The 21642-nt window shown below is 72.4% G+C and carries 16 protein-coding genes; 7 read left to right on the forward strand and 9 right to left on the reverse strand.

Annotated elements, in window-relative coordinates:
- Window positions 1-44 precede the first annotated feature (44 nt).
- The 3 genes from BM064_RS01840 to BM064_RS01850 are packed head-to-tail and all read right to left on the reverse strand — an operon-like array spanning window position 45 to window position 4989.
- Window positions 45-1781, reverse strand: a complete 1737-nt coding sequence (locus tag BM064_RS01840; protein WP_092857236.1) for a hydantoinase B/oxoprolinase family protein — start codon at window positions 1779-1781, stop codon at window positions 45-47.
- Between the two features lie 3 nt (window positions 1782-1784).
- The gene (locus BM064_RS01845; protein WP_092857238.1) at window positions 1785-3857 is read right to left on the reverse strand and encodes a hydantoinase/oxoprolinase family protein; all 2073 of its coding nucleotides are present in this window, start codon (window positions 3855-3857) and stop codon (window positions 1785-1787) included.
- Window positions 3858-3885: 28 nt separating this feature from the next.
- Window positions 3886-4989: an LLM class flavin-dependent oxidoreductase gene (locus BM064_RS01850; RefSeq protein ID WP_092857240.1), complete on the reverse strand. Its 1104-nt coding sequence runs from the start codon at window positions 4987-4989 to the stop codon at window positions 3886-3888.
- A 499-nt stretch (window positions 4990-5488) separates the two neighbouring features.
- Here BM064_RS01850 and BM064_RS01855 point away from each other — a divergent pair, with 499 nt between their 5' ends.
- Together BM064_RS01855 and BM064_RS01860 are read left to right on the forward strand one after the other, a co-directional pair.
- Window positions 5489-6490 (forward strand): NAD(P)H-dependent flavin oxidoreductase, encoded by a 1002-nt coding sequence (locus BM064_RS01855; RefSeq protein WP_092857667.1) that lies wholly within the window; start codon window positions 5489-5491, stop codon window positions 6488-6490.
- A 54-nt stretch (window positions 6491-6544) separates the two neighbouring features.
- Window positions 6545-7366: an IclR family transcriptional regulator gene (locus BM064_RS01860; RefSeq protein ID WP_092857242.1), complete on the forward strand. Its 822-nt coding sequence runs from the start codon at window positions 6545-6547 to the stop codon at window positions 7364-7366.
- 492 nt (window positions 7367-7858) lie between these two features.
- On the opposite strand, the gene glnT is transcribed toward BM064_RS01860, so the two are convergent.
- The 5 genes from glnT to BM064_RS01885 all read right to left on the reverse strand — a co-directional run bounded on the left by glnT (window position 7859) and on the right by BM064_RS01885 (window position 12863).
- The gene (gene glnT, locus BM064_RS01865; protein WP_092857244.1) at window positions 7859-9166 is read right to left on the reverse strand and encodes a type III glutamate--ammonia ligase; all 1308 of its coding nucleotides are present in this window, start codon (window positions 9164-9166) and stop codon (window positions 7859-7861) included.
- A 63-nt stretch (window positions 9167-9229) separates the two neighbouring features.
- Window positions 9230-10558 (reverse strand): FMN-binding glutamate synthase family protein, encoded by a 1329-nt coding sequence (locus BM064_RS01870; RefSeq protein WP_092857246.1) that lies wholly within the window; start codon window positions 10556-10558, stop codon window positions 9230-9232.
- Entirely contained in the window at window positions 10558-11238 is a 681-nt protein-coding gene (locus BM064_RS01875; RefSeq protein ID WP_092857248.1) for a GltB/FmdC/FwdC-like GXGXG domain-containing protein, read from the reverse strand. The genes BM064_RS01870 and BM064_RS01875 overlap by 1 nt, the downstream gene beginning before the upstream one ends.
- Window positions 11238-12122, reverse strand: a complete 885-nt coding sequence (locus BM064_RS01880) for a class II glutamine amidotransferase (protein WP_092857250.1) — start codon at window positions 12120-12122, stop codon at window positions 11238-11240. The genes BM064_RS01875 and BM064_RS01880 overlap by 1 nt, the downstream gene beginning before the upstream one ends.
- Before the next feature lie 99 nt (window positions 12123-12221).
- The gene (locus BM064_RS01885) at window positions 12222-12863 is read right to left on the reverse strand and encodes a helix-turn-helix domain-containing protein (RefSeq protein WP_092857252.1); all 642 of its coding nucleotides are present in this window, start codon (window positions 12861-12863) and stop codon (window positions 12222-12224) included.
- A gap of 95 nt (window positions 12864-12958) precedes the next feature.
- Between BM064_RS01885 and BM064_RS01890 the strand changes: the two genes are divergently transcribed.
- The 4 genes from BM064_RS01890 to BM064_RS01905 are packed head-to-tail and all read left to right on the forward strand — an operon-like array spanning window position 12959 to window position 18008.
- A complete protein-coding gene (locus BM064_RS01890) occupies window positions 12959-14209 on the forward strand; it encodes a sarcosine oxidase subunit beta family protein (protein WP_092857254.1) in 1251 nt (416 codons plus the stop codon).
- 7 nt (window positions 14210-14216) lie between these two features.
- Window positions 14217-14483, forward strand: a complete 267-nt coding sequence (locus tag BM064_RS01895) for a sarcosine oxidase subunit delta (RefSeq protein WP_092857256.1) — start codon at window positions 14217-14219, stop codon at window positions 14481-14483.
- Window positions 14480-17476 carry a sarcosine oxidase subunit alpha family protein gene (locus tag BM064_RS01900; RefSeq protein WP_092857258.1) on the forward strand — a complete coding sequence of 999 codons (2997 nt, stop codon included), beginning with the start codon at window positions 14480-14482 and terminating at the stop codon, window positions 17474-17476. Before BM064_RS01895 ends, BM064_RS01900 begins: the two co-directional genes overlap by 4 nt.
- Window positions 17469-18008 carry a sarcosine oxidase subunit gamma family protein gene (locus BM064_RS01905; protein WP_092857260.1) on the forward strand — a complete coding sequence of 180 codons (540 nt, stop codon included), beginning with the start codon at window positions 17469-17471 and terminating at the stop codon, window positions 18006-18008. The genes BM064_RS01900 and BM064_RS01905 overlap by 8 nt, the downstream gene beginning before the upstream one ends.
- A 40-nt stretch (window positions 18009-18048) precedes the next feature.
- Here the strand turns inward: BM064_RS01905 and BM064_RS28280 are convergent, their stop codons facing one another.
- Window positions 18049-19020 (reverse strand): calcium-binding protein, encoded by a 972-nt coding sequence (locus BM064_RS28280; RefSeq protein WP_092857262.1) that lies wholly within the window; start codon window positions 19018-19020, stop codon window positions 18049-18051.
- 350 nt (window positions 19021-19370) lie between these two features.
- Here BM064_RS28280 and BM064_RS01915 point away from each other — a divergent pair, with 350 nt between their 5' ends.
- Window positions 19371-21593, forward strand: coding sequence for a TonB-dependent receptor domain-containing protein (locus BM064_RS01915; RefSeq protein WP_092857264.1), 2223 nt, complete (start codon window positions 19371-19373; stop codon window positions 21591-21593).
- Window positions 21594-21642: the final 49 nt, after the last annotated feature.

Consider the following 21642-nt stretch of genomic DNA (forward strand, 5'->3'; position numbering starts at 1 on the left):
CCTTCGTGTGATCCCTGTCGGCGGTGGAGGTGGAGATGCGGGTCTCAGGCGCCCGCTTGATTAAGTATCTCAAAGGCTTCCGGGTAGTCCCGGGCGGCCGCCTCTGGCGTGACGTAACCCGCCGCCAGATCCGCGCGCAGCGCCTCGGGGTCCCGCTCGGCCGGGCGCCCATAGCCGCCCGAGCCGGGCACCTGGAAGATCAGCAGGCTGTCCTTGGGCGCGGCGAACCCGCCCTTGCCTTCCTTGCGCTCGCGGGTCCCGTCGGGCAGCACCAGCGTGACCTCGGCGCAGGCGCCCTCGCGCCCGCCGTCCAGCCCGAAGGCCGGGGTCATGGTGCGCTCGACGCAGGTGGCGCAGTTGGCGTCCGCCCCCAGCACCCGCCAGATCCGGCGCACGCCGAGGCCGCCGCGATACTTGCCCGCCCCCCCGGTGTCGGCGGCGAGCGTGTATTCCTCGATCCGCACCGGGAAGCTCATCTCCATGATCTCCACCGGCGTGTTGAGCATGTTGCCGATGCAGGTCGAGACGCCGTTCATCCCGTCCATCATCGGCCGCGCGCCGAAGCCGCCCTTGGTGACCTCGTAGGAGATGTAGGTGTTCCCGTTGCGGTAGTCCTGGCCGCCGAAGATCGTCACGCCCCCGGTCCCCTGGGACCCCGCGGGCGTGCGCCCCGGCGCGAGATCATGCAGGCAGCGGAACACGATGTCCGAGATCCGCGCCGACATCTCGTGGTTGGCGTAGGTCACCGGCGCCGGTTCCTGCGCGTTCACCACGCAGCCCTTGGGCGCGGTCACCGTCACCGGCCGCCAGGCGCCCGAGTTCGGCGGGATCAGCGCCTTGGGATCCAGCGCCCATTTCAGCGCCGCGAAGCAGCCCGAGGCGGTCACCGTCAGCGGCGCATTCATCGGCCCCTTCACCCGCGGGTCCGAGCCTTCGAAGTCCAGCGTGATCTCGTCGCCGGTCTTGGTGAGCGTCAGCGCCACCTTGAAGGTCTGGTCGTGGGCCTCGCCCGGCTCGACGATGCCGTCGCCGTCGATGGTGTCGACGAAGCGGGCCGTCCCGTCGGGGATCCCGCGCAGCGCCGCGCGCATCATCACCTCCGAGTAGTCGAGGATCGCGTCCATGATCCTCAGCAGCTCGTCGGTCCCGTATTTCTTCGCCAGCGCCCCCATCCGGTCGACGGCGCGCCTGTTGGCCGCCACCTGCGCGCGCAGGTCGCCCTGCCGCTCCGACGGCGCGCGGACGTTGGCGAGGATGAAGCGCTCGATGTTCTCGTCGGGCTTGCCGTCGACATAGATCCGGGTCGGCGGCATCCGCAGCCCCTCGCCGTAGATCTCGGTGACGGCCGAATAGGACCCCGGCGCGCCCCCGCCGATGTCGGGCCAGTGCGCGCGCACGCAGCCGTAGCCCAGCAGGCGCCCCTCGTAGAACGCGGGCATCACCACGTTCACGTCGGGCAGGTGCGAGCCGCCGTGATAGGGGTCGTTGTGGATGTAGACCTCGCCCTCCACCGGCTCCGGGAAGGTCTGCACGACCGACCTGACCGCATCGGGCATGGACCCGAGGTGGATCGGCAGGTCCGGCCCCTGCGCGACCATGTCCCCGGTCGCCGAGAAGATGCCGCAGGAATAGTCGCCTGCCATCTTCAGCAGCGGCGAGTAGGCGGTCTTGGCGAGGACGATCTTCATCTCCTCGGCCGCCGAGATCAGGGCGTTCTTCACGACCTCGAAGCGGGCCGCGTCGATTCCGGCGGTGGGGTTCGGGGTGTCGAAACCGGCCATGGCTCAGGCCCTCCGGGCGTGCAGGAAACCGTCGGCGTCGACCTTCACGGTCCAGCCGGGGGGGACCACGGTGGTGGCGTCGAGCGACTCCACGATCGCCGGCCCCGCGAACTCCGCGTCGGCGGCGATGCCGTCGCGCCAGATCACCGGGCAGTCGACCTCGCCCGCCTCGGGGAACCACACGGGCCGCGTCTCGCGCCGCGCCGCGGCGGGGTCGATGTCCATCGACAGCCGCAGGGACGGCAGCAGGCCGAGCGCCGAGAGCCGGATGTTCACCAGCTGGATCGGCTCCGCCTCGTTGGCGTGGCCGTAGGTCTGGCGATGCTTTTCATGGAAGGCCGTGGCGATGGCCTCCATCGCGGCGTCGTTCAGCTCCCCTTCCGGCACGTTCACGGTCAGCTCGTAGGCCTGGCGGCGATAGCGCACGTCGGCCTGGCGGACCAGGCGGCGGCGCGCCTCGGGCACCTTGGCGCCCTCCAGCATCTTCAGCCCGTCGGCCTCCATGGTGGTGTATTCGGCCTGCAGCGCCTGGGGCGTCATCCCGGCGAGGTCCGCATAGACCGTCTTCGACCAGTCCCGCTTGAGGTTGGTGGTCACCAGCCCCAGCGCCGAGAACACCCCCGGCGCCGGCGGCACCACCACCGAGGTCATCCCCAGCTCCTCGGCGAGGAAGATCGCGTGGATCGCCCCGGCGCCGCCGAAGGCCATCAGGGTGAACTCGGTCGGGTCCAGGCCACGTTCCACGGACACGATGCGCAGCGCCTGGGTCATGTTGGCGTTGACCACCTGCACGACCCGCTGGGCGGCCTCGTGGGCGCTCAGCCCCAGGGCGGCGCCGACCTCCGCCTCCATGGCGCGCACCGCGCCCTCGCGGTTGATCTTCAGCTCGCCGTCCAGCAGCGAGACGGGGTTCAGATACCCCAGGATGACGTTCGCATCCGTCACCGTCGGCTTGTCCCCGCCGCGCCCGTAGGCCACCGGCCCGGGCAGGGAGCCCGCCGAGTGCGGCCCCACCTTCAAGGCGCCTCCCAGGTCCACCCAGGCGATCGAGCCGCCGCCCGAGGACACCTCGGCCAGGTCCACCACGGGCACCCGGATCGGATGCCCCGACCCGTTCAGCCAGCGCTTGGCGTTCGAGGTGCCGCCGACCTCGTATTCCGCCGTCACCTGGATCTCGCCGTCCACGATCACCGAGGCTTTCGCGGTGGTCCCGCCCATGTCGAAGGACAGCACCCGGTCCAGGCCCAGCTGCTCGCCCGCCAGCGCCGCGGCGATCACCCCGGCCGCGGGTCCGGATTCCACCGCCTGCGCCGGCATCCGCAGGCACTCGGCGATGTCCACGACCCCGCCCGAGGAGCCCATCACATGCAGCTCCGGCAGCCCGATCCCCTCGACGGCCGAGGAAAGGCGGGTGAGGTAGCTCTCCAGCAGCGGGCCGACATATGCGCAGACGGCGGTGGTCGAGGCGCGCTCGAACTCCCGGATCTCCGGCAGCACGTCGGAGCTGAGGAAGATCTGCACGCCAGGCAGGGCCTCGCGCAGCAGCGCGCCGACCCGCTGCTCATGCGCGGGATTGAGGAAGGAGAACAGGAAGCTCACCGCGACCGTCTGCGCGCCGCTCGCCTTGATCTGCGCGACCAGCGCCGGGATCTCGCTCTCGTCGAGCGGGGTCACCACGTCGCCCTGCGCATCCACCCGCTCGGTGATCTCGAACCGGTTCTGGCGCGGGATGATGACCGGCGGCGGATCCTGCTCGAGGTCGTAGAGGTCGATGCGGACCGAGCGGCGCAGCTCCAGCACGTCGCGATGCCCGCGGGTGCCGACGAAGGCGCAGGGGGCGCCTTTCTTCTCCAGCAGGGCGTTGGTGACGATGGTGGTCGCATGGCTCAGCAGCGTCACCGCATCCGCGCCGACCCCCTGCCGCTCCAGCCCCTGCGCGAGGCCCGCCAGCACGCCTTCCGCGAAATCCAGGGGGGTCGTGGGCACCTTGGCGATGCCGATGCGCCCCGTCTCTTCCTCGACCATCGCGACGTCCGTGAAGGTGCCGCCGATGTCCACTCCGATGCGCCAGGCCACTGGGGCGCCTCCTTGTTCTTGTTATGGGTCAGACGGCGCGGGCGATGGCGCGCGGCGCCTCGCCGGCGTCGCCGAGCTCGGAAAGCGGGCCCACTTCCGCCTCGACCAGCGGGATCACCTCGGCGCCGAAACGCTCCAGCGAGGCCGCGGCCATCCGGATCGGCATGTCGCCGAACTGGAAGAAGCAGTTGTAGTGCACGGGGCCGAGCGTGCGGATGTCCGTTACGATCCGCTCGGCCACCTCGTGCGCGTCGCCGATGACCATGTTGCGCGCCAGATCCTCGAGGCTGGGCTCGTCCGGCAGCTCCAGCGGCACGATCTCGCCCTTGTCGGTCAGGTCGATCTTCGGCTGGCGCAGCGCCCAGACCATGCGGGCGTAGGAGCGGGCGCGCTCCGCCGCCTCCAGCGCCTCGGCGTGCGAGCGCACCACGGCGATATACTGCTGCATGGCGATGCGCATCGTGTCCTCGGGCAGGCCCGAGGCGATCCAGTTCGCCCGCAGCCCCGCCTTCGACTTCACCAGCGCGTCGGCCTTGCCCGACCAGGCGCCGGCGATGAAGGCGGTGGGCTCGTGCGGGCCCACGGCCTTCAGCACCTCCGGCGCCTGCGTGGTCAGGAACAGCGGCGGCAGCTTGCCGGAGGCGGGCCGCATCGCGAACACCGTCGAGGGCGCCTCGAAATGCCTGCCCCTGAACTCGACATGCCCCTCCTCCATCGCCTGGCGGAGCACCTCGAAATACTCGCAGAACACCTCGTTCTTGGCCTTGATGTCGATCTTGAAGCGGTCGAACTCGTAGGGCTGGTAGCCCGAGCCCAGTCCCAGCAGCGCCCGCCCCCCCGACATCTGGTCCAGCAGCGCGATCTCCTGCGCCACCCGCAGCGGGTTGTGCAGCGGCAGCACGACCACCGCCGGCCCGATCTTGATGGTCGAGGTGCAGGCCGCCATGTGGCTGGCCATCATCAGCGGGCTGACCGACAGCGAGTAGTTGGTGAAATGGTGCTCGGCGAACCAGGCGGCGTGAAAGCCCGCCGCTTCCGCGAGGCGGACCATGGTGCGGCCGTCCTCGATCACCCCGGCGATGCCGCCGGGATTGTCGCGATAGGTCAGCAGGTTGAACAGGCCGAACTGCATGGCTCTCCCCGGAAGTCTGGGCCTGGCGCGCTGGGGCGCGCCGGTCTTGGGGGCGACGGGGGGCGGGCTCGCCGCAGGGGCGGTCATGGCGCCGTCGTCGTCCTGTCATGAAGTCTTCGCTGCATCGCACCCTTGCGCAAACGAGAATTGCTGCGACGCAAACAAGCTGACCTAATGTCTGGACAATGGGCAAGCGCAGCTAATCCAAAGCGACGATTTTCCCGGCCGACCGGTCAGGGCATGGTGATCGGATGGGGCGGCGCGGGCCGGCGCGCGCCGCCTCTCACGACGCGGACAGGGGGCGCTCCCGGCGCCCGATCGTCGCGGCAAATTTCGACGGGCGGAATTATATTTCGCACCTCCGTCGCTTTCGATACGCTGCCCGGCAAAGAGGAACGCCGCGGCCGACTCGACCCGATACGGGCGGTCGCCGCCAGAAAACCGGAAGGACCCTGTCTTGAGCCTGCCCCCGATCCTGCAGAACCTGCGGCTGCCCGTCATGGCCTCGCCGCTGTTCATCATCTCCTATCCCGAGCTGGTCATCGCCCAGTGCAAGGCCGGCGTCGTCGGCTCCTTCCCCGCGCTCAACGCGCGCGAGAAGGACGGCGAGCCCCCGATGCTCGAGACCTGGCTGAAGCGGATCACCGAGGAGCTGGACCGCCACAACCAGGCCAACCCCGACGCGCCGGCGGCCCCGTTCGCGGTCAACCAGATCGTGCACAAGTCCAACGCCCGCCTCGACCGCGACGTCGAGCTCTGCGTGAAATACAAGGTGCCGCTCTGGATCACCTCGCTGGGCGCGCGGACCGAGGTCTACGACGCGGCCCACTCCTGCGGCGGCTTCGTGGTGCATGACGTGATCAACAACCACTTCGCCAGGAAGGCGATCGACAAGGGCGCCGACGGCCTGGTGGCGGTCGCGGCCGGCGCCGGCGGCCACGCGGGCGCCCAGTCGCCGCTGGCCCTGGTCTCCGAGATCCGCGAGTGGTTCGACGGCGCGCTGCTGCTCTCGGGCGCCATCGGCAAGGGCGATTCGATCCTCGCCGCCCAGGCGATGGGCGCCGACATGGCCTACATCGGCTCGGCCTTCATCGCGACCGAGGAAGCCAACGCGGTCCCCGGCTACAAGCAGATGATCACCGAGGCGGGCGCCTCGGACATCGTCTACTCGAACCTCTTCACCGGCGTGCACGGCAACTACCTCAAGCCCTCGATCCGCAACGCGGGCATGGACCCCGACAACCTCGAGACCTCGGATCCCTCCAAGATGTCGTTCAAGCTCGACGAGTCGGGCGAGCGCGAGAAGCCCAAGAAGTGGAAGGAGATCTGGGGCGCCGGGCAGGGCATCGGCATGGTCAAGGAGGTGGTGCCGACCGCCGAGCTGGTGAACCGGCTGGAGCGCGAGTACTTCGCCGCCCGCGCCCGCATGGACGCGACCGGCCCCAAGGCCGCGAACCCCGGCTACGCGCGCCTGTCGACGGCCGAAGCGGCCGCCGGCTGACGCCTGCGGGGGGGCGGCGCCGACGGGCCGCCTCCCCCTTTGACCGGAGCCCAGATGCGCAAGCGCTCGGCCATCCCCGAACACTCCGACCTGGCGGTCGGCCAGAAGCCCTTCGAGGGCGACCGCCAGTTCGTCTCGGCCCTGCATCGCGGCCTCGAGGTGCTGCGCGTGTTCCGCCCCGGCGACGAGGGTCTGGGCAACCAGGAGATCTGCGCGCGCTCCGGCCTCGGCGCCTCCACGGTCTCCCGCATCACCTACACGCTGACCCGGCTGGGCTACCTGCGCTACGACCCCCGCGACGGGCGCTATCGGCTCGGGGTGGCGGTGCTGGGCCTCGGCTACGCCTGCCTCGCGGGCCTGAAGATCCGCGACACCGCCCAGATCCACATGCAGGAGCTGGCCGAGCGCGTCGGCGGCGGCGTGGTCATCGCCCTCTCGGCGCGCGACAACCTGCGCATGACCTACATCGCCTGCGCCCGCTCCGAGGGGGTGATGAGCCTGCAGCTCGACGTCGGCTCCCGCATATCCCTCGCCCGCTCCGCCGCCGGCCGCGCCTGGCTGGCGGCGGCTCCGGAGGACGAGCGCGAGCGCCTGATCGAGGAGATGGAGGCCCAGGCCGACCCCGCCACCTGGCCCGCGATCCTGACCGGCATCCGCGACGCGATCCGCATGGTCGAGGAGCGCGGCTGGTGCATGTCGCTCGGCAACTGGCGCGCCCAGGTGAACACCGCCGGCGTGCCCCTGCGCACCGAGGGCGACGGCCAAGTCTACGCCCTGACCTGCGGCGGCGCGAGCTACACCCTCCCCCGCCTGCGCCTGGAAAAGGAGGTCGCCCCGATGCTCCAGGAGATGGCCGCCCGCATCTCCCGCGGCTGACCGCGCCGGCGCCGCGTCTCCCCGTGCGCCCGTGGCCGCCCCCTCGCCCGCGGCGCGCCCCCGCGGCGGCGGCCGCCGCCCCCGTCTCTCCGCCGGCCGACCTGGCGCCTGCGACGCCCGCCCCGATCGCCCCCCGGCAGCGCCTGTTCTCCGGAGCCGTCTCTCGCGGGCGCCGTCAGAGCGACTCGCCCCCTCCGGTCAAGGATCGCGAAGCGACCCCCCGAAGGGGGGCTCGTCCTTGACCGGAGGGGGCGAGTCGCTCAGGCAGCCCAGGCGAGAGACGGCTCCGGAGAACAGGCGCGGGCTTGTTCTTGGGTGAGTCAGGAGCCCGCCGGAGGCTCCCGCTCCGCTGGTTCCTCAAGACCTCCCCCCCATGCGCGGACCCGGCCAAGCCCGCCCGCAGGGCGCCTGTAGACCGCTGCTTCGACAAGCGGTCTACAGGCGCCCTGCGGGCGGGCTTGGCGGCGTCGCGCCGGCGTCCGACGCCGGGTCTCAGACGTCCAGCGTCCAGTCCCGCTCCCACGTGGTGAAGGCGGAGACGTAGCTCTGCCACTCCTGCCGCTTCAGCTTGAGGTAGGCCGTCGAGAACGCCTCCCCCAGCGCGCCCTGCAGGGTTTCGTCCGCCTCGAAAGCGCGCAGGGCGTCGAGCAGGTTCAGCGGCAGCCGCTGCGCCCCCTCGGCCTTCTGCGGCTCGGCGTACATGTCGAAGTCGCAATGCGCGCCCGGGTCCGCCTTCGTGGCGATCCCGTCGAGCCCCGCCGCGATCACCGCCGCCTGCAGCAGATACGGGTTCGTCGCCCCGTCCGCGAGCCGCAGCTCGAATCGCCCCGGCCCCGGCACGCGCACCATGTGGGTGCGGTTGTTCCCCGACCAGGTGATCGTGTTCGGCGCCCAGGTCGCCCCCGAATGCGTCGCCGGCGCGTTGATCCGCTTGTAGGAGTTCACCGTCGGATTGGTCAGCGCCGTGAGCCCGGCCGCGTGCTTCATGATCCCGCCCAGGAACCACCGCCCCTGCTCCGACAGCCCGAACTCGGCGGCCGGATCCGCGAAGGCGTTCACCTCGCCCGCCAGGTCCCAGACCGAGACATGGATGTGGCAGCCGTTCCCCGTCAGCCCCGCGAAGGGCTTGGGCATGAAGGTGGCGCGCAGCCCCGCGGCCTCGGCCTGCGACTTCACCATGAATTTGAAGAACGAGTGCCGGTCCGCCGTCACCAGGGCATCGTCGAAGTCCCAGTTCATCTCGAACTGGCCGTTCGCGTCCTCATGGTCGTTCTGGTAGGGGCCCCAGCCCAGCTCCAGCATCCCGTCGCAGATCGCCGAGATCACGTCGAAGCGCCGCATCAGCGCCTGCTGGTCGTAGCAGGGCTTGTCGGCCTTGTCCTGGCCGTCCGCGATCTCCGCCCCGTCGGCCGAGACCAGGAAGAACTCCGCCTCGACCCCCGTCTTCACCCGCAGCCCCAGCGCCGCCGCCTTCTCCACCTGCGCCTTCAGCACCTGCCGCGGCGACTGCGCCAGCGGCGCCTCGTCCAGCAGCAGGTCGGCGGGGACCCAGGCCACCTCCGGCTTCCACGGCAGCTGCATCACCGCATCCGCATCCGGGACCGCGAACAGGTCCGGATGCGCCGGCGTCAGGTCCAGCCAGGAGGCGAAGCCGGCGAAGCCCGCGCCGTCCTCCTGCATCATGGCGATGGCCTGCAGGGGGACCAGCTTCGCCCGCTGCCCCCCGAACAGGTCCGTGTAGCCGATCATGAAGTAGCGCACCCCGCGCTCCTTCCCCCAGGCGGCCAGATCCTTGGTCATCCGTCTATCCCTGTCGGTTGCTCCGCGCGGGGTTCCCCCGTCGTTGGTTTTTTCCAAGGGCGGTCAGAACCCGCCGCCCCCCGGAATCCAGCTGGTCCCCGCCAGAGGCACCCGCGCCATCGCGGCCGCCTCCATGGTCAGGGCGCAGAGGTCCTCCGGCTCCAGGTTCCTCAGGTCGGACTTGCCGCAGGCCCGCGCGATGGTCTGCGCCTCGAGCGTCATCACCGCGAGGTAGTTGGCCAGCCGCCGCCCCGCCGCCACCGGATCCAGCCGAGCGGCCAGTTCCGGGTCCTGCGTGGTGATCCCCGCGGGATCCTGCCCCGCGTGCCAGTCGTCATAGGCCCCGGCCGTGGTGCCCAGGGCCCGATACTCGGCCTCCCACCGGGGATCGTTGTCCCCCAGCGCCACCAGCGCAGCCGTCCCGATGGACACGGCATCCGCCCCCAGCGCCATGGCCTTGGCCACATCCGCCCCGTTGCGGATCCCGCCCGACATGATCAGCTGCACCTTGCGATGCATCCCCAGGTCCTGCAGCGCCTGCACCGCCGGCCGGATGCAGGCGAGCGTCGGCAGGCCGACATGCTCGATGAACACCTCCTGCGTCGCCGCGGTGCCGCCCTGCATCCCGTCCAGCACCACCACGTCCGCGCCCGACTTCACCGCCAGCGCCACGTCGTAATAGGGCCGCGAGCCGCCCACCTTCACGTAGATCGGCTTCTCCCAGCCGGTGATCTCGCGCAGCTCCCCGATCTTGATCTCCAGGTCGTCCGGCCCCGTCCAATCCGGATGCCGGCAGGCCGAGCGCTGGTCGATCCCCTCCGGCAGATCGCGCATCCCCGCGACCCTTTCGGAAATCTTCTGCCCCAGCAGCATCCCGCCCCCGCCCGGCTTCGCGCCCTGGCCGACCACCACCTCGATGGCGTCCGCCCGTCGCAGATCCCGCGGGTTCATCCCGTAGCGCGAGGGCAGATACTGGTAGACCAGCAGCTCCGAGTGCCCCCTCTCCTCCTCCGTCATCCCCCCGTCGCCGGTGGTCGTCGAGGTCCCCGCGATCGTCGCCCCGCGCCCCAGCGCCTCCTTCGCCTGCCCCGAGAGCGAGCCGAAGGACATCCCCGCAATGGTGATCGGGATCTTCAGATGAATGGGCTTCGAGGCGAACCGATCCCCCAGCGTGACGGCGGTGTTGCAGGCCTCCCGATACCCCTCCAGCGGATAGCGCGAGATCGAGGCCCCGAGGAACAGCAGGTCGTCGAAATGCGGAACCTTCCGCTTCGCGCCCCCGCCCCGGATGTCGTAGATCCCCGTCGCCGCCGCCCGGCGGATCTCGGAGAGGGTGTAGTCGTCGAAGGTCGCCGACTTGCGCGGGAAGGTGGGCGGGTTGTCGTAGGACATCAGTAGTCCCCCGCGTGATCGACGTTGAAGTGATAGAGTTTCCGCGCGGACCCATAGCGCCGGAACGACGCCGGATCCGCCTCGACCCCGGCGCGGGCCAGAAGATCCGAGAGCTGGGCCACATGCTCCGCCCGCATCTCCTTCTCGATGCAGTCCGCGCCCAGCGACTTCACCGAGCCGCGCACATACAGCCGCGCCTCATAAAGCGAATCTCCCAGCGCCTCGCCCGCATCCCCCAGCACCGCCATGGCGCCCTTCTGGGCCATGAACGCGCTCATGTGCCCGATGGAGCCCTTCACGACGATCTCGATCCCCTTCATCGAGATCCCGCAGCGCGAGGCCGCGTCCCCCTCGATCACCAAGAGCCCGCCGCGCCCGGTGGCGCCCGCATACTGGCTGGCGTTGCCCTTCACGGTCACCCGCCCGGACATCATGTTCTCCGCCACGCCCGGCCCGGCCGAGCCGTGCACGGTGATCTCGGCCGCCTCGTTCATGCCGGCGCAGTAGTAGCCGACGGACCCCCGCACCTCGACATGGACGGGCGCCATCGCGCCCACGGCGACGGAATGCGCGCCGCGGGGGTTCAGCACCTCGAACGCCTCGTTTTCGCCCTCGCGGACGCTGTGCAGCGCGCGGTGGAATTCGCGCAGCGGGGTGGTGGCCAGGTCGAAGACGGGCATCAGCGTTCCCAGAAATAGACGGTGGCGGGCTCCGGCTCCCAGACCCGTGCAAGGTCCATGCCGGGCAGGCCGACGAGGGCGCGGTATTCCGAGCCGAAGGCGACGTAGCGGTCGGTCTCGGCCATCACCGCGGGCTTGCAGGCGACCGGATCGCGCAGCACGCCGAACCCGTCCCGCGTCCCCACCACGAAGGTGTAGAACCCGTCGAGATCCCCCAGCGCCCCCTCCAGCGCCTCGCCCAGGTTGCGCCCCTCGGCGAGCCGGGCGGTGAGGTAGGCGGCGGCGACTTCGCTGTCGTTCTCCGTCTCGAACCGGATCCCCTCGCGCACCAGCTCGCGCCGCAGGTTGTTGTGGTTCGAGAGCGAGCCGTTGTGCACCAGGCATTGGTCCGCGCCCGTGGAGAACGGATGCGCCCCCAGGGTCGTCACCGCGCTCTCGGTCGCCATCCGCGTGTGCCCGACCCCATGGGTGCCGGCCATCCCCCGCACCCCGAAGCGGGTCACGACGTCGGCGGGCAGCCCGGTCTCCTTGTAGACCTCCATCGCCTCGCCCGTGCTCATGATGCGCAGGCCCGGCACGGCCTCGACCGCGGCGCGAAGCCCGGGCAGGGCCTCGGCGGGCAGGGTCAGGACCGCATGGGTGTCCTTGCGGGCCATCGCCGCGCCATGGGCGGCGGCGAGCTCCGCCAGCTTCGGGAACTCGCCGCCCGGGTCGGCCGACTGCACGGTCAGCCGCACGCGGCCGGGCTCCGTCCCGCCGTAGATGGCGATCCCGGCGCTGTCCGGCCCCCGGTCGGTCATCGTCACCAGCATGTCCGACAGGAGCCCGCCCAGCTCCGGCTCCAGCGTCTTGTCCTTCAGGAACAGTCCGACGATTCCGCACATGGCGCGCGCTCCCGCAAAATCCGCGAGGAAGCTAGCGAGCCCCTTGCGACTCGGCAAGATTTCAGGAAAGAAATTTTCCCCAGAGGCAAACCTGTCGCATCACCCCCCCGCGCCGCGGTAGCAGATGATCGACAGATACCTCGCGGGCAGGGCGGTGAGCACCTCGGGCCCGTGGGGGGCGTCGGCCTCGAAGTAGAGGCTGTCGCCCGGCAGCATCTGGTAGAGGCGATCGCGGTGACGATACTGAAGCTCCCCCTCCAGCATGTAGAGGAACTCCATCCCCTCGTGCTGGAAGGTGGGGAACACGTCCGACTCGTCGGTCAGCGTGATCAGGTAGGGTTCCACCACCACCCCGGCGGAGGCGTGATCGAGATGGCCGAGCAACGTGTACTGGTGGCCCGAGCGGGTGCCGCGCCGCTCCACGTCCACGCCCTCGCCGGCGCGGACGTGGACGGCGCCGCGGGTCTCCTCGAAGCGGCGGAAGAAGGCGGTCAGGGGCACGCCCAGGCCCTTGGACAGGGCCTGCAGGGTGGCGAGGCTGGGGGAGATGTTGCCGTTCTCGATCTTCGACAGCATCCCCAGCGACATGCCGGTCGCGGCGGCGAGGTCGGCGACCGTCACCCCCATCTTCTTGCGATAGGCGCGGACCTCGTGGCCGATGGCCTGCTCCAGGCTGTTCTCCAGCGCCTCGCGGGTGGCGTGGGGGTCCTGTTTCAGTCCGCGGCGTGGGGTCTCGGTCATGCTCGGGCCTCCGCTGATCCTGTCGTCTGGGTAAGGTTTCTTTCGCCCCGGTTGAAGGGGGCGCGTCTTCTCGCCCCGGCTCCGGGGGCCGGCGCATGAGCCGCTATTCCGCCCTCGCCCTCCTGCGCGAGGCGCTTCGCGGCAACGCCGGCTGGGCGCCGGCCTGGCGCGAGCCGGAGCCCGCGCCCGCCTACGACGTGGTGATCGTGGGCGGCGGGGGCCACGGGCTCGCCACCGCGCATTATCTGGCGCAGGTCTACGGCCTGACCAATGTGGCGGTGCTGGAGAAGGGCTACGTCGGCTCGGGCAACGTCGGGCGCAACACCACCATCGTGCGCTCGAACTACCTGCTGGAGGGGAACAACCCCTTCTACGAACTGTCGATGAAGCTGTGGGAGGGGCTGGAGCAGGACCTCAACTTCAACGCCATGGTCTCCCAGCGCGGCGTGATCAACCTGTTCCACACCGACGGCCAGCGCGACGCCTACCGCCGCCGCGGCAACGCCATGCGCCTGCACGGGGTGGATGCGGAGATCCTCGACGTGCCGGCCCTGCGCCGCATGCTGCCGATGCTGGATTTCGACACCGCCCGCTTCCCCATCAAGGGCGGGCTGATACAGCGCCGCGGCGGCACGGTCCGCCACGACGCGGTGGCCTGGGGCTATGCGCGGGCCGCCTCCTCCCGCGGGGTCGACGTGATCCCCCACTGCGAGGTCACCGGCATCCGGCGCGAGGGCGAGCGCGCCGTCGCCCTGGAGACCACCCGCGGCACGATCCGCTGCGGGAAGCTGGCGCTGGCCACCGCCGGCCACTCCTCTGTCACGGCCGCCATGCTGGGCCTGACGCTGCCCATCGAAAGCCACGTCCTGCAGGCCTTCGTCTCCGAGGGGCTGAAGCCCTTCATCGACCACGTGGTGACCTTCGGGGCAGGGCATTTCTACGTCTCCCAGTCCGACAAGGGCGGCCTGGTCTTCGGCGGCGACATCGACGGCTACAACTCCTACGCCCAGCGCGGCGGCCTCGCGGTCGTCGAGGACGTGATCGAGGCCGGCGTCGCCATGATCCCGGCGCTGAGCCGCGCCAAGGCCCTGCGCAGCTGGGGCGGCGTGATGGACATGTCGATGGACGGCTCCCCGATCATCGACCGCGCCCTGGAAAACGTCTACCTCAACGCCGGCTGGTGCTACGGCGGGTTCAAGGCGACCCCGGCCTCCGGTCTCTGCTTCGCCCACCTGATCGCCACCGGCGAGCCCCATCCCACCGCCCGCGCCTTCCGCCTGGACCGCTTCGCCTCGGGCGCGGTGCTGGACGAGAAGGGCGTGGGCGCCCAGCCGAACCTGCACTGAGGCGCGCATGGCCAGCCTGATCGACTGCCCCCACTGCGGCCCCCGCCCGCGCGAGGAATTCTCGGTGCGCGGCGACGCCGCCGCGACCCGCCCGGACCCCGAGGCGGGGCCGGAGGCCTGGCACGCCTACCTCCACCTGCGGACCAACCCGCGGGGCCTGCACAGGGAGCACTGGCGCCACTCCGGCGGCTGCCGCCGCTGGCTGGTGGTGGAGCGGGACGTCGTCACCCACGCCGTCCACGCCGTGCGCGACGCGCAGGAGGGCGCGCAGTGAGCGGCCGCCGCCTTCCCGTCGCCGCCCGCATCGACCGCGGCCGCCCGATCCGCTTTCGCTTCGACGGGCGCGAGCATCAGGGGTTCGAGGGCGACACGCTCGCCTCCGCCCTGATCGCCTCGGGCGTCGGGATCTTCGGGCGCAGCTTCAAGTATCACCGCCCGCGCGGCGTGCTGGCGGCGGGCTCCGCCGAGCCCAATGCGCTGGTCACGGTGGGGACCGGCGGGCGGCAGGAGCCCAACGTCCGCGCCACGATGCTGGAAATCTTCGACGGCCTCGAGGCGAGGAGCCAGAACGCCTGGCCCTCGCGCCGGCTGGACGTCGGCGCGCTGAACGGCCTGCTGTCGCCCCTGCTGGGCGCGGGCTTCTACTACAAGACCTTCATGTGGCCCCCCAAAGCCTGGGAGCGGGTCTACGAGCCGCTGATCCGCCGCGCCGCCGGCCTCGGCCGGGCGGGGATCGAGCCGGATCCGGACCGCTACGAAAAGACCTGGGCGCATTGCGACCTGCTGGTGATCGGCGCGGGGCCCGCGGGCCTCTCGGCCGCCGTCACCGCGGCGCGCGCCGGCGCCCGGGTGATCCTCGCCGACGAGGGGGCCGAGCCCGGCGGCTGGCTGCTCGACGACGGCGGCGACGCCTCGAGCGCGCTGCGCGAGGACCTGCTGGCGGAGCTGCGGGCCGCCCCGGAGGTCCGCATCCTGCCCCGCGCCACGGTCTTCGGCTGGTATGACGACAACGTCTTCGGCGCCCTTGAGCGCGTCGGAAAACACCTCCCCCCCGATCCCGACCGCCCGGTCGAGCGGCTCTGGCGGATCGTCGCGCGCTCGGCGGTGCTGGCCTCGGGCGCCGAGGAGCGCCCGCTGGTCTTCGCCGGCAACGACCTGCCGGGGGTCGCCATGGCCTCGGGCATCCGCCGGCGGCTGGTCGGGCAGGCGGTCGCGCCGGGGCGGCGCGTGGCGGTCGTGACCAACGGCGAGGCGGGCTATTCCCTCGCCGCCGCGCTGGAATCGCGCGAGGTCGAGGTGGCCGCGATCCTCGACTGCTCCCCGCCTTCCGCCCACGACCCCGAGCGCTATGCCCCCGCCCGGGGCGACTGGCGCGGCGGCCAGGCCGAGGACTGGCGCGGCGTCGCGCGCATCGTGCGCGGCCGGCCGCTCCGCGCGGTGGGGATGCGCGCGGTGGAGGCGCTGGAGATCGAGCGCCGCGACGGCTCGCGCCGCCGCCTCGCGGTCGACGCCGTGGCGATGTCGGGGGGCTGGAGCCCCAACGGCCAGCTCGCCTGCCAGCGCGGCGCGCGGCCGGAGTGGTCCGAGGCGCGGCAGGCCTTCCTGCCCCCGATCGACCAGCCGGGCCTGCATGTCGCCGGGGCCGCGGCGGGGCTGGTCGGCCGCGCCGCCTGCCTCGCCGACGGCGCCCGGCAGGCGGTCGCGGCGCTGGGCGAGATCGGCCTGGCCGCCGCCCCCGCCTTCGACCCCGCCCCCGAGGACGCGCCCCCGCCCCGCGCGCTGGGCGCGCAGGGCTCCGGCAGGGGCAAGAGCTTCGTCGATTTCCAGAACGACGTGACCGTCGACGACCTCGCCCGGGCGCGGCAGGAGGGCTACGGCCACCCCGAGCTCGCCAAGCGCTACACGACCTCGGCCATGGCCACCGACCAGGGGCGGATGGGGGCGGTGAACGCCGCCGTGATCCTGGCCGAGGCCCAGGGCCTCGCGCCCGGCGCCGTGCCGCTGACCACCCAGCGCCCGTTCTTCTCGCCCGTCTCCTTCGGCGCGCTGGCGGGGGCGGCGCGCGCGGAGGCGTTCCGGCCCGCGCGCCGCTCGCCGCTCCACGCCTGGTCGCAGGCCCGCGGCGCGGTCTTTCTCGAGACCGGCGCCTGGCTGCGCCCCGCCTGGTTCCCGCGCGCCGGCGAGCCCGACTGGGCGACCGCCGTGGCGCGCGAGGCGCGCATGGTGCGCCTGGCCGCGGGGCTCTGCGACGTCTCGTTCCTGGGCAAGATCGAGCTGACGGGGGCCGACGTGCCGGCCTTCCTCAACCGGGTCTACCTCAACGGCATGGCGAAGCTGCCGGTGGGGCGCGCCCGCTACGGGGTGATGCTGCGCGAGGACGGGTTCGTGATGGACGACGGCACCGTGGCGCGGCTCGCCGAAGACCGCTGGGTCCTGACCACCACCACCGCCAAGGCCGAGGAGGTCATGGCCCATCTCGAGTTCTGCGCGCAGGTGTTGTGGCCGGAGCTCGACGTGCGCCTCGCCTCGGTCTCCGACGCCTGGGCGCAGATGGCGCTGGCGGGGCCGAAGGCGCGCGAGATCCTGGGCGCGGTCGTGGACCTGGATCTCTCCGACGCGGCGATGCCGTTCATGGGCGCCGCGCAGGCGCCGCTGCGCGGCGCGCCGGGCGTGACCGCCCGGGTGTTCCGCATCTCGTTCTCGGGCGAGCTCGCCTACGAGATCGCGGTCCCCGCCGACCTCGGCCCCGCGGTCGCCGACGCGATCATGGCGGCCGGGCAGGGCGCGGGGATCTGCTGCTACGGGGCCGAGACGCTGGCCGTCCTGCGCATCGAGAAGGGGCATGTCACCCACGCCGAGATCGACGGGCGCGTGACCGCGCACGACCTGGGGATCGGGCGCATGGTCTCAGCGAAGAAGGCCGATTTCATCGGGCGCGCGATGCTCGGCCGTCCGGCGCTGACGGCGGCGGGGCGCCTCCAGCTCTGCGGGCTGCAGGCGGTGGACCCCGCGCAGGCCTTCCGCGCCGGCGCGCAGGTGCTGAACGCCGGCGCCGCGCCGAGCCTCGAGGGCGCGCAGGGCCATGTCTCCTCGACCTGCTGGTCGCCGCACCTGGGGCGCACTCTGGGGCTGGCGCTGGTGAGGGACGCCCGCGCCCGCCACGGCGAGGAGGTGCAGGTCTGGGACGGGCTGCGGGGCGAGACCTGCGCCGCCCGGATCGTGCCGCCCGTGCATTTCGACCCCGAGAACCGGAGGCTCCATGGCTGACGCGCTGACCCGCACCCCGGCGCTGGCCGGCGCGCCCTCCGGGCGGTTCGGACTGGCGGCGGGCGCGGCCCCGCAGGTGGCGGTGGAGGCGCTGGCCGACCTCGCCATGGCTCAGGCCTTCGCCGCGCCGGGCGTCGACCTCGACGCGCGGCTGGCGGGGCGGGGGGAGCTGCGCCGGCTCGGCCCCGGCCAGCGGCTGGTGATGGGCGCGACGGCGCAGGCGCTGGGCGATCTCGCGCCCGAGGTCTCGGCCGTCGAGCAGAGCGGCTCGCGCGCGCGCATCGGCGTCTCGGGGCCCGGCGCGGCGGTGCTGCTCGCCCGCGGCGTGGGGGCGGACCTGCACCCCTCCCGCTTCGCCGAGGGCGCCTCGGCGCCGATGCTCTTCGGGCGGATCGGGATCGTGCTGGCCCGCCAGGGCGCCGAGCGGTGGGAGGTCCTGGTCCCCCGCAGCTACGCCCTCTCCCTGTGGGAGGAGCTGCTGGAGGCCGGACGCTCCCTCGGGCTCGAGGCGCGGGGGCCGGGCGGGCGCTGACGGCCCGCGCCCGGCGGCCGAAGCCGCCGGGCGGGCGCGCTTAGGCGAACAGGAAGTCCGAGGCCGAGAGGTCGTCGAGGTCGGTGTCGACCAGCTTGATCCAGCCCGCGTCGGTGTCGAGGATCACGTCGCCGCCCTTCTGGCGGGCGTCCTCCATCAGCGCGCGGAAGCCGGCGTAGTCGTCGGCGTCGAACACGGCCTTGTCGCGGCCGGTCTGGAAATCCTGCACGATCTCCTTGCCGTAGCCGTTGGAGGTGAAGTCGAAGCGGTCCTTGCCCGGCCCGCCGACCAGCACGTCCGTGCCCGGGCCGCCCGAGAGCACGTCGGCCCCCTTGCCGCCGTAGAGCTTGTCGTCGCCGCCCCCGCCCGAGAGCACGTCGTTGCCGCCGCCGCCCTTCAGCACGTCGGCGCCGGGCCCGCCCAGGAGCTTGTCGGCCCCGCCGCCGCCGAGCAGCTTGTCGGCGCCCTTGGCGCCGCGCAGCACGTCGTTCCCGCCGCCGCCCTTGAGCACGTCGTTCGCCGAGCCGCCGGCGAAGACGTCGCGCCCGGCCCCGCCGATGAACTTGATCTTCTGGCCCCAGATCTCGTCGCGCAGGGCCGAGGTGGCGGCGCCGTCGCCGTCCTCGTCGAAGCCCATCAGGTCCACCAGGATCGAGCGGGCGAGGTCCTCGTCGCGGATGGTGCGCCCGAAGCTGATCTCGAAGTCGGTCCGCGCCAGCGACAGCTCGCCCGAGTCCGCGTCCTGCGCCGCGCCGTAGCCGAAGCGGATCGCGTCCATCGTGCCGCCGAGGCGGTGGGTGGTGATGTCGTAGCTGAGGTCGCCGTCGACCAGGAAGGCCTGCGACCGCCGCGCCGGCGTGTCGGTGATCGCGGTCTCGGCGCCGGCGTAGTCGCCCTCGGAGTCCTCCGAGAAGGTCCCGAAGCCCATCAGCGCGAAGTCGGCGTCGAAAGCGTCGAGATAGCGCTGGAAGTTCGTCTCGGAGGAGTTCCGGGAGATGATCTTGACGGTCATGTGGCCTCCGGCGCCCGCGCGGCGCGGGCGGCGTGCTGGGGCGCCGCGCGGAAGCCCGCGTCGGACGCTCGGGGGGGGAATCGGGGGCTGGGACGGCCGGGGCTGGCCCGTCGCCCGGGCGGACGAGGTCGGGCCGGCGCGGCGCCTGGCGACGCCCGGAACCTCGGATAACCGACGAATGAAGTCAAGAATGCCCGAAGCCGGTTGAAACCAAAGTGAAACGGTCGGATAAGGGCGCCGCGAGCCGATGGGCGGCTCGCCGATCCACCCATCCGGGGCGCGTGTGCGCGGGCTGGTCCTGAGCCGGCGCGCCTGTCCGGAGAGGCAGACGCTGCGATCCGGGTGGAGCGATGATCAGATTTCCCTGGGCGGCCTCGGCCGTCGCCGTCTCGGCCGCGGCGCTTTCCGCGGGCCTCGCCGCCGCGCAGGACCGGGCCCCGATGGCCGAGACGCCCGCGCCGGGCGCCGAAGCGCCCGCCTCCGCCATTGCGGACGACGGCGGCGAGGCGGTGCTGCTGAGCCCCATCGACGTCGACGCCCTGCAGCCGCCCCCCGCCCAGCCCCGGGCCGAGATCGGGCGCGCGGCGCTGGCCCGCACGCCGTTGCGCTCGGTCGGCGACGCGCTGGCGGACACGCCGGGCGTGACGGCGGTGGACGACCGCCGCAACCCGGGCGTGGCGGTCGAGGTGCGCGGCCTGCGCGACCGCGGCCGGGTGACCACCACCATCGACGGCGCGCGGCAGAACTTCCAGCAGGCGGGGCACGGCTCCTCCTCGCTGGCCTACGTGGATTCGAACCTGCTGCGCGCCATCGAGGTCGAGAAATCGGTGACCGCCGGCGTCGGCGGGGCGGGGGCGCTGGCGGGCTCGGTCGGGTTCCGGACCATCGAGCCGGACGACGTGATCCCGGCGGGCGACGACTGGGGCGCGCAGGGCAGGATCGGGGCCGGCGACAACGCCTATCGCTTCGACGGCTTCGCGGCCGGCGCCTGGCGGCCGAACGCCCGCGTCGCGGCGCTGCTGGCGATCTCGCGCAAGGAGTTGGGCGACTACGCCATCGGCGAGGCGGGGCGGGTCGAGACCTCGCCCACCTCCTTCGTGCCCACCGCGGACCCGGTCTCGCAGACCGGATCCGAGGAGGTCTCGGCGCTCGCCAAGGCGGTGATCTCGCTGACGCCGGCGGCGGACCTGACGCTGAGCTACCTCGACTACCGCGCCCAGTTCCAGACCAGCGCGGCGGGGGCGGTGGACGACCAGGACACGACCAACCGCACGGCGACGGCGCGGCTCGACTGGGCGCCGGCGAACTCGATCCACGAGGTGGAGACGACGCTCTACTGGAACGGGGTCGAGAACCGCCAGGACCGCGCGCCGCGGGCCTCCTACGGCGGGTTCAAGCTGGACTATGCGCTGGACACGTTCGGCGGCTCGATCTCCGACACCATGGGCTTCGAGACGCGCTTCGGCGTGCTGGAGCTGACGGCGGGGGGCGAGGCCTTCGGGGACGAGACCTCCACCGCCTCGGTCGCCGAGGATCCGACCGACGATCCCGACGACGTGTGGTTCTCGGGCGCGAACCCGGAGGGCGAGCGGCAGGTGGGCGGGCTCTTCGCGCGCGCCGCGCTGGCGCCGGCCGACTGGCTGCGGCTGCGCGGCGGCCTGCGCCTCGACGGCTACCGGCTGGAGGGGACGGCGAGCGTCTACGGCTGGCGGCGTGGGACGGCGGGCTACAGCGATCTGCCGGTCAGCCAGTCGGACTGGCGGCTGGTCCCCTCGGTCGGGGTCTCGGTCCTGCCGGCGCGCGGCTGGGAGGTCTTCGCCGACTACACCGAGGGCTGGCGCCCGCCGACCCTGTCGGAATCGGTCTTCGGGGGCAGCCACATCGGCTTCCTGCAGCCCTTCGCCCCCAACCCCGGCCTGCGGCCCGAGACCGCCCGGATGCTCGAGAGCGGCGTCGCCTTCGAGGAGCGCGCCCTGTTGCGCGACGACGACCGGCTGCGGGTGCGCGCCAGCGTCTACGCGCGGGACGTGAGCGACTACATAACCTCGCAGGAGGTCCTGCGCCGCGCGCCCGGCTTCGGCGACCTGCGCTACATCGCCTATGTGAACATCGACGGCACGACCCGGTTCCGCGGGGCCGAGCTGGAGGCCGCCTATTCCATCGGCCGCTTCGACCTCGGCCTCGGGCTGGAGGCGCTGGACGTCAACCTCGACGGGACCTTCGACGAGCGGCCCTGGAACGGCCGCCCCGACCCGAAGGCGGTCGCCGCCGCGCCGTCCTCGCCGCCGTCGTTCCAGGCGAGCGTCACCGCGCAGGCGCGGCTGCTGGGCGACCGGCTGACGCTGGGCGGGCGGATGCGGCTGGCGGGCGATTCGACCGACAGCCTCTCGGCCTACCGGCTCGACGGGTTCATGACCTTCGACGCCTGGGCGAGCCTTGCGATCACCGAGACGGCGGCGGTGCGGCTCTCGGCCGTGAACCTCACCGACCAGGCCTATGTCGATCCCAACGGCTCCACCGCCTACCCGGCCCCGGGCCGGACGCTGGCGCTGTCGCTCGAGGCGCGGTTCTGATGGCGGGCGGCGGGCTGCCCCCGCGTCCCGCGCGCCCGGCTCTTGACGG

Source organism: Albimonas pacifica (genome assembly GCF_900113695.1).
Classification (GTDB): Bacteria; Pseudomonadota; Alphaproteobacteria; order Rhodobacterales; family Rhodobacteraceae; genus Albimonas; species Albimonas pacifica.

Excerpts from the sequence above, each read along its gene's own strand:
- BM064_RS01840 (WP_092857236.1), bottom strand. The coding sequence starts at position 1,781 with ATGGCCGGTTTCGACACCCCGAACCCCACCGCCGGAATCGACGCGGCC.
- BM064_RS01850 (WP_092857240.1), bottom strand. The coding sequence starts at position 4,989 with ATGCAGTTCGGCCTGTTCAACCTGCTGACCTATCGCGACAATCCCGGC.
- BM064_RS01855 (WP_092857667.1), top strand. The coding sequence starts at position 5,489 with ATGGCCTCGCCGCTGTTCATCATCTCCTATCCCGAGCTGGTCATCGCC.
- BM064_RS01860 (WP_092857242.1), top strand. The coding sequence starts at position 6,545 with ATGCGCAAGCGCTCGGCCATCCCCGAACACTCCGACCTGGCGGTCGGC.
- glnT (WP_092857244.1), bottom strand. The coding sequence starts at position 9,166 with ATGACCAAGGATCTGGCCGCCTGGGGGAAGGAGCGCGGGGTGCGCTAC.
- BM064_RS01870 (WP_092857246.1), bottom strand. The coding sequence starts at position 10,558 with ATGTCCTACGACAACCCGCCCACCTTCCCGCGCAAGTCGGCGACCTTC.
- BM064_RS01875 (WP_092857248.1), bottom strand. The coding sequence starts at position 11,238 with ATGCCCGTCTTCGACCTGGCCACCACCCCGCTGCGCGAATTCCACCGC.
- BM064_RS01880 (WP_092857250.1), bottom strand. The coding sequence starts at position 12,122 with ATGTGCGGAATCGTCGGACTGTTCCTGAAGGACAAGACGCTGGAGCCG.
- BM064_RS01885 (WP_092857252.1), bottom strand. The coding sequence starts at position 12,863 with ATGACCGAGACCCCACGCCGCGGACTGAAACAGGACCCCCACGCCACC.
- BM064_RS01890 (WP_092857254.1), top strand. The coding sequence starts at position 12,959 with ATGAGCCGCTATTCCGCCCTCGCCCTCCTGCGCGAGGCGCTTCGCGGC.
- BM064_RS01895 (WP_092857256.1), top strand. The coding sequence starts at position 14,217 with ATGGCCAGCCTGATCGACTGCCCCCACTGCGGCCCCCGCCCGCGCGAG.
- BM064_RS01905 (WP_092857260.1), top strand. The coding sequence starts at position 17,469 with ATGGCTGACGCGCTGACCCGCACCCCGGCGCTGGCCGGCGCGCCCTCC.
- BM064_RS28280 (WP_092857262.1), bottom strand. The coding sequence starts at position 19,020 with ATGACCGTCAAGATCATCTCCCGGAACTCCTCCGAGACGAACTTCCAG.
- BM064_RS01915 (WP_092857264.1), top strand. The coding sequence starts at position 19,371 with ATGATCAGATTTCCCTGGGCGGCCTCGGCCGTCGCCGTCTCGGCCGCG.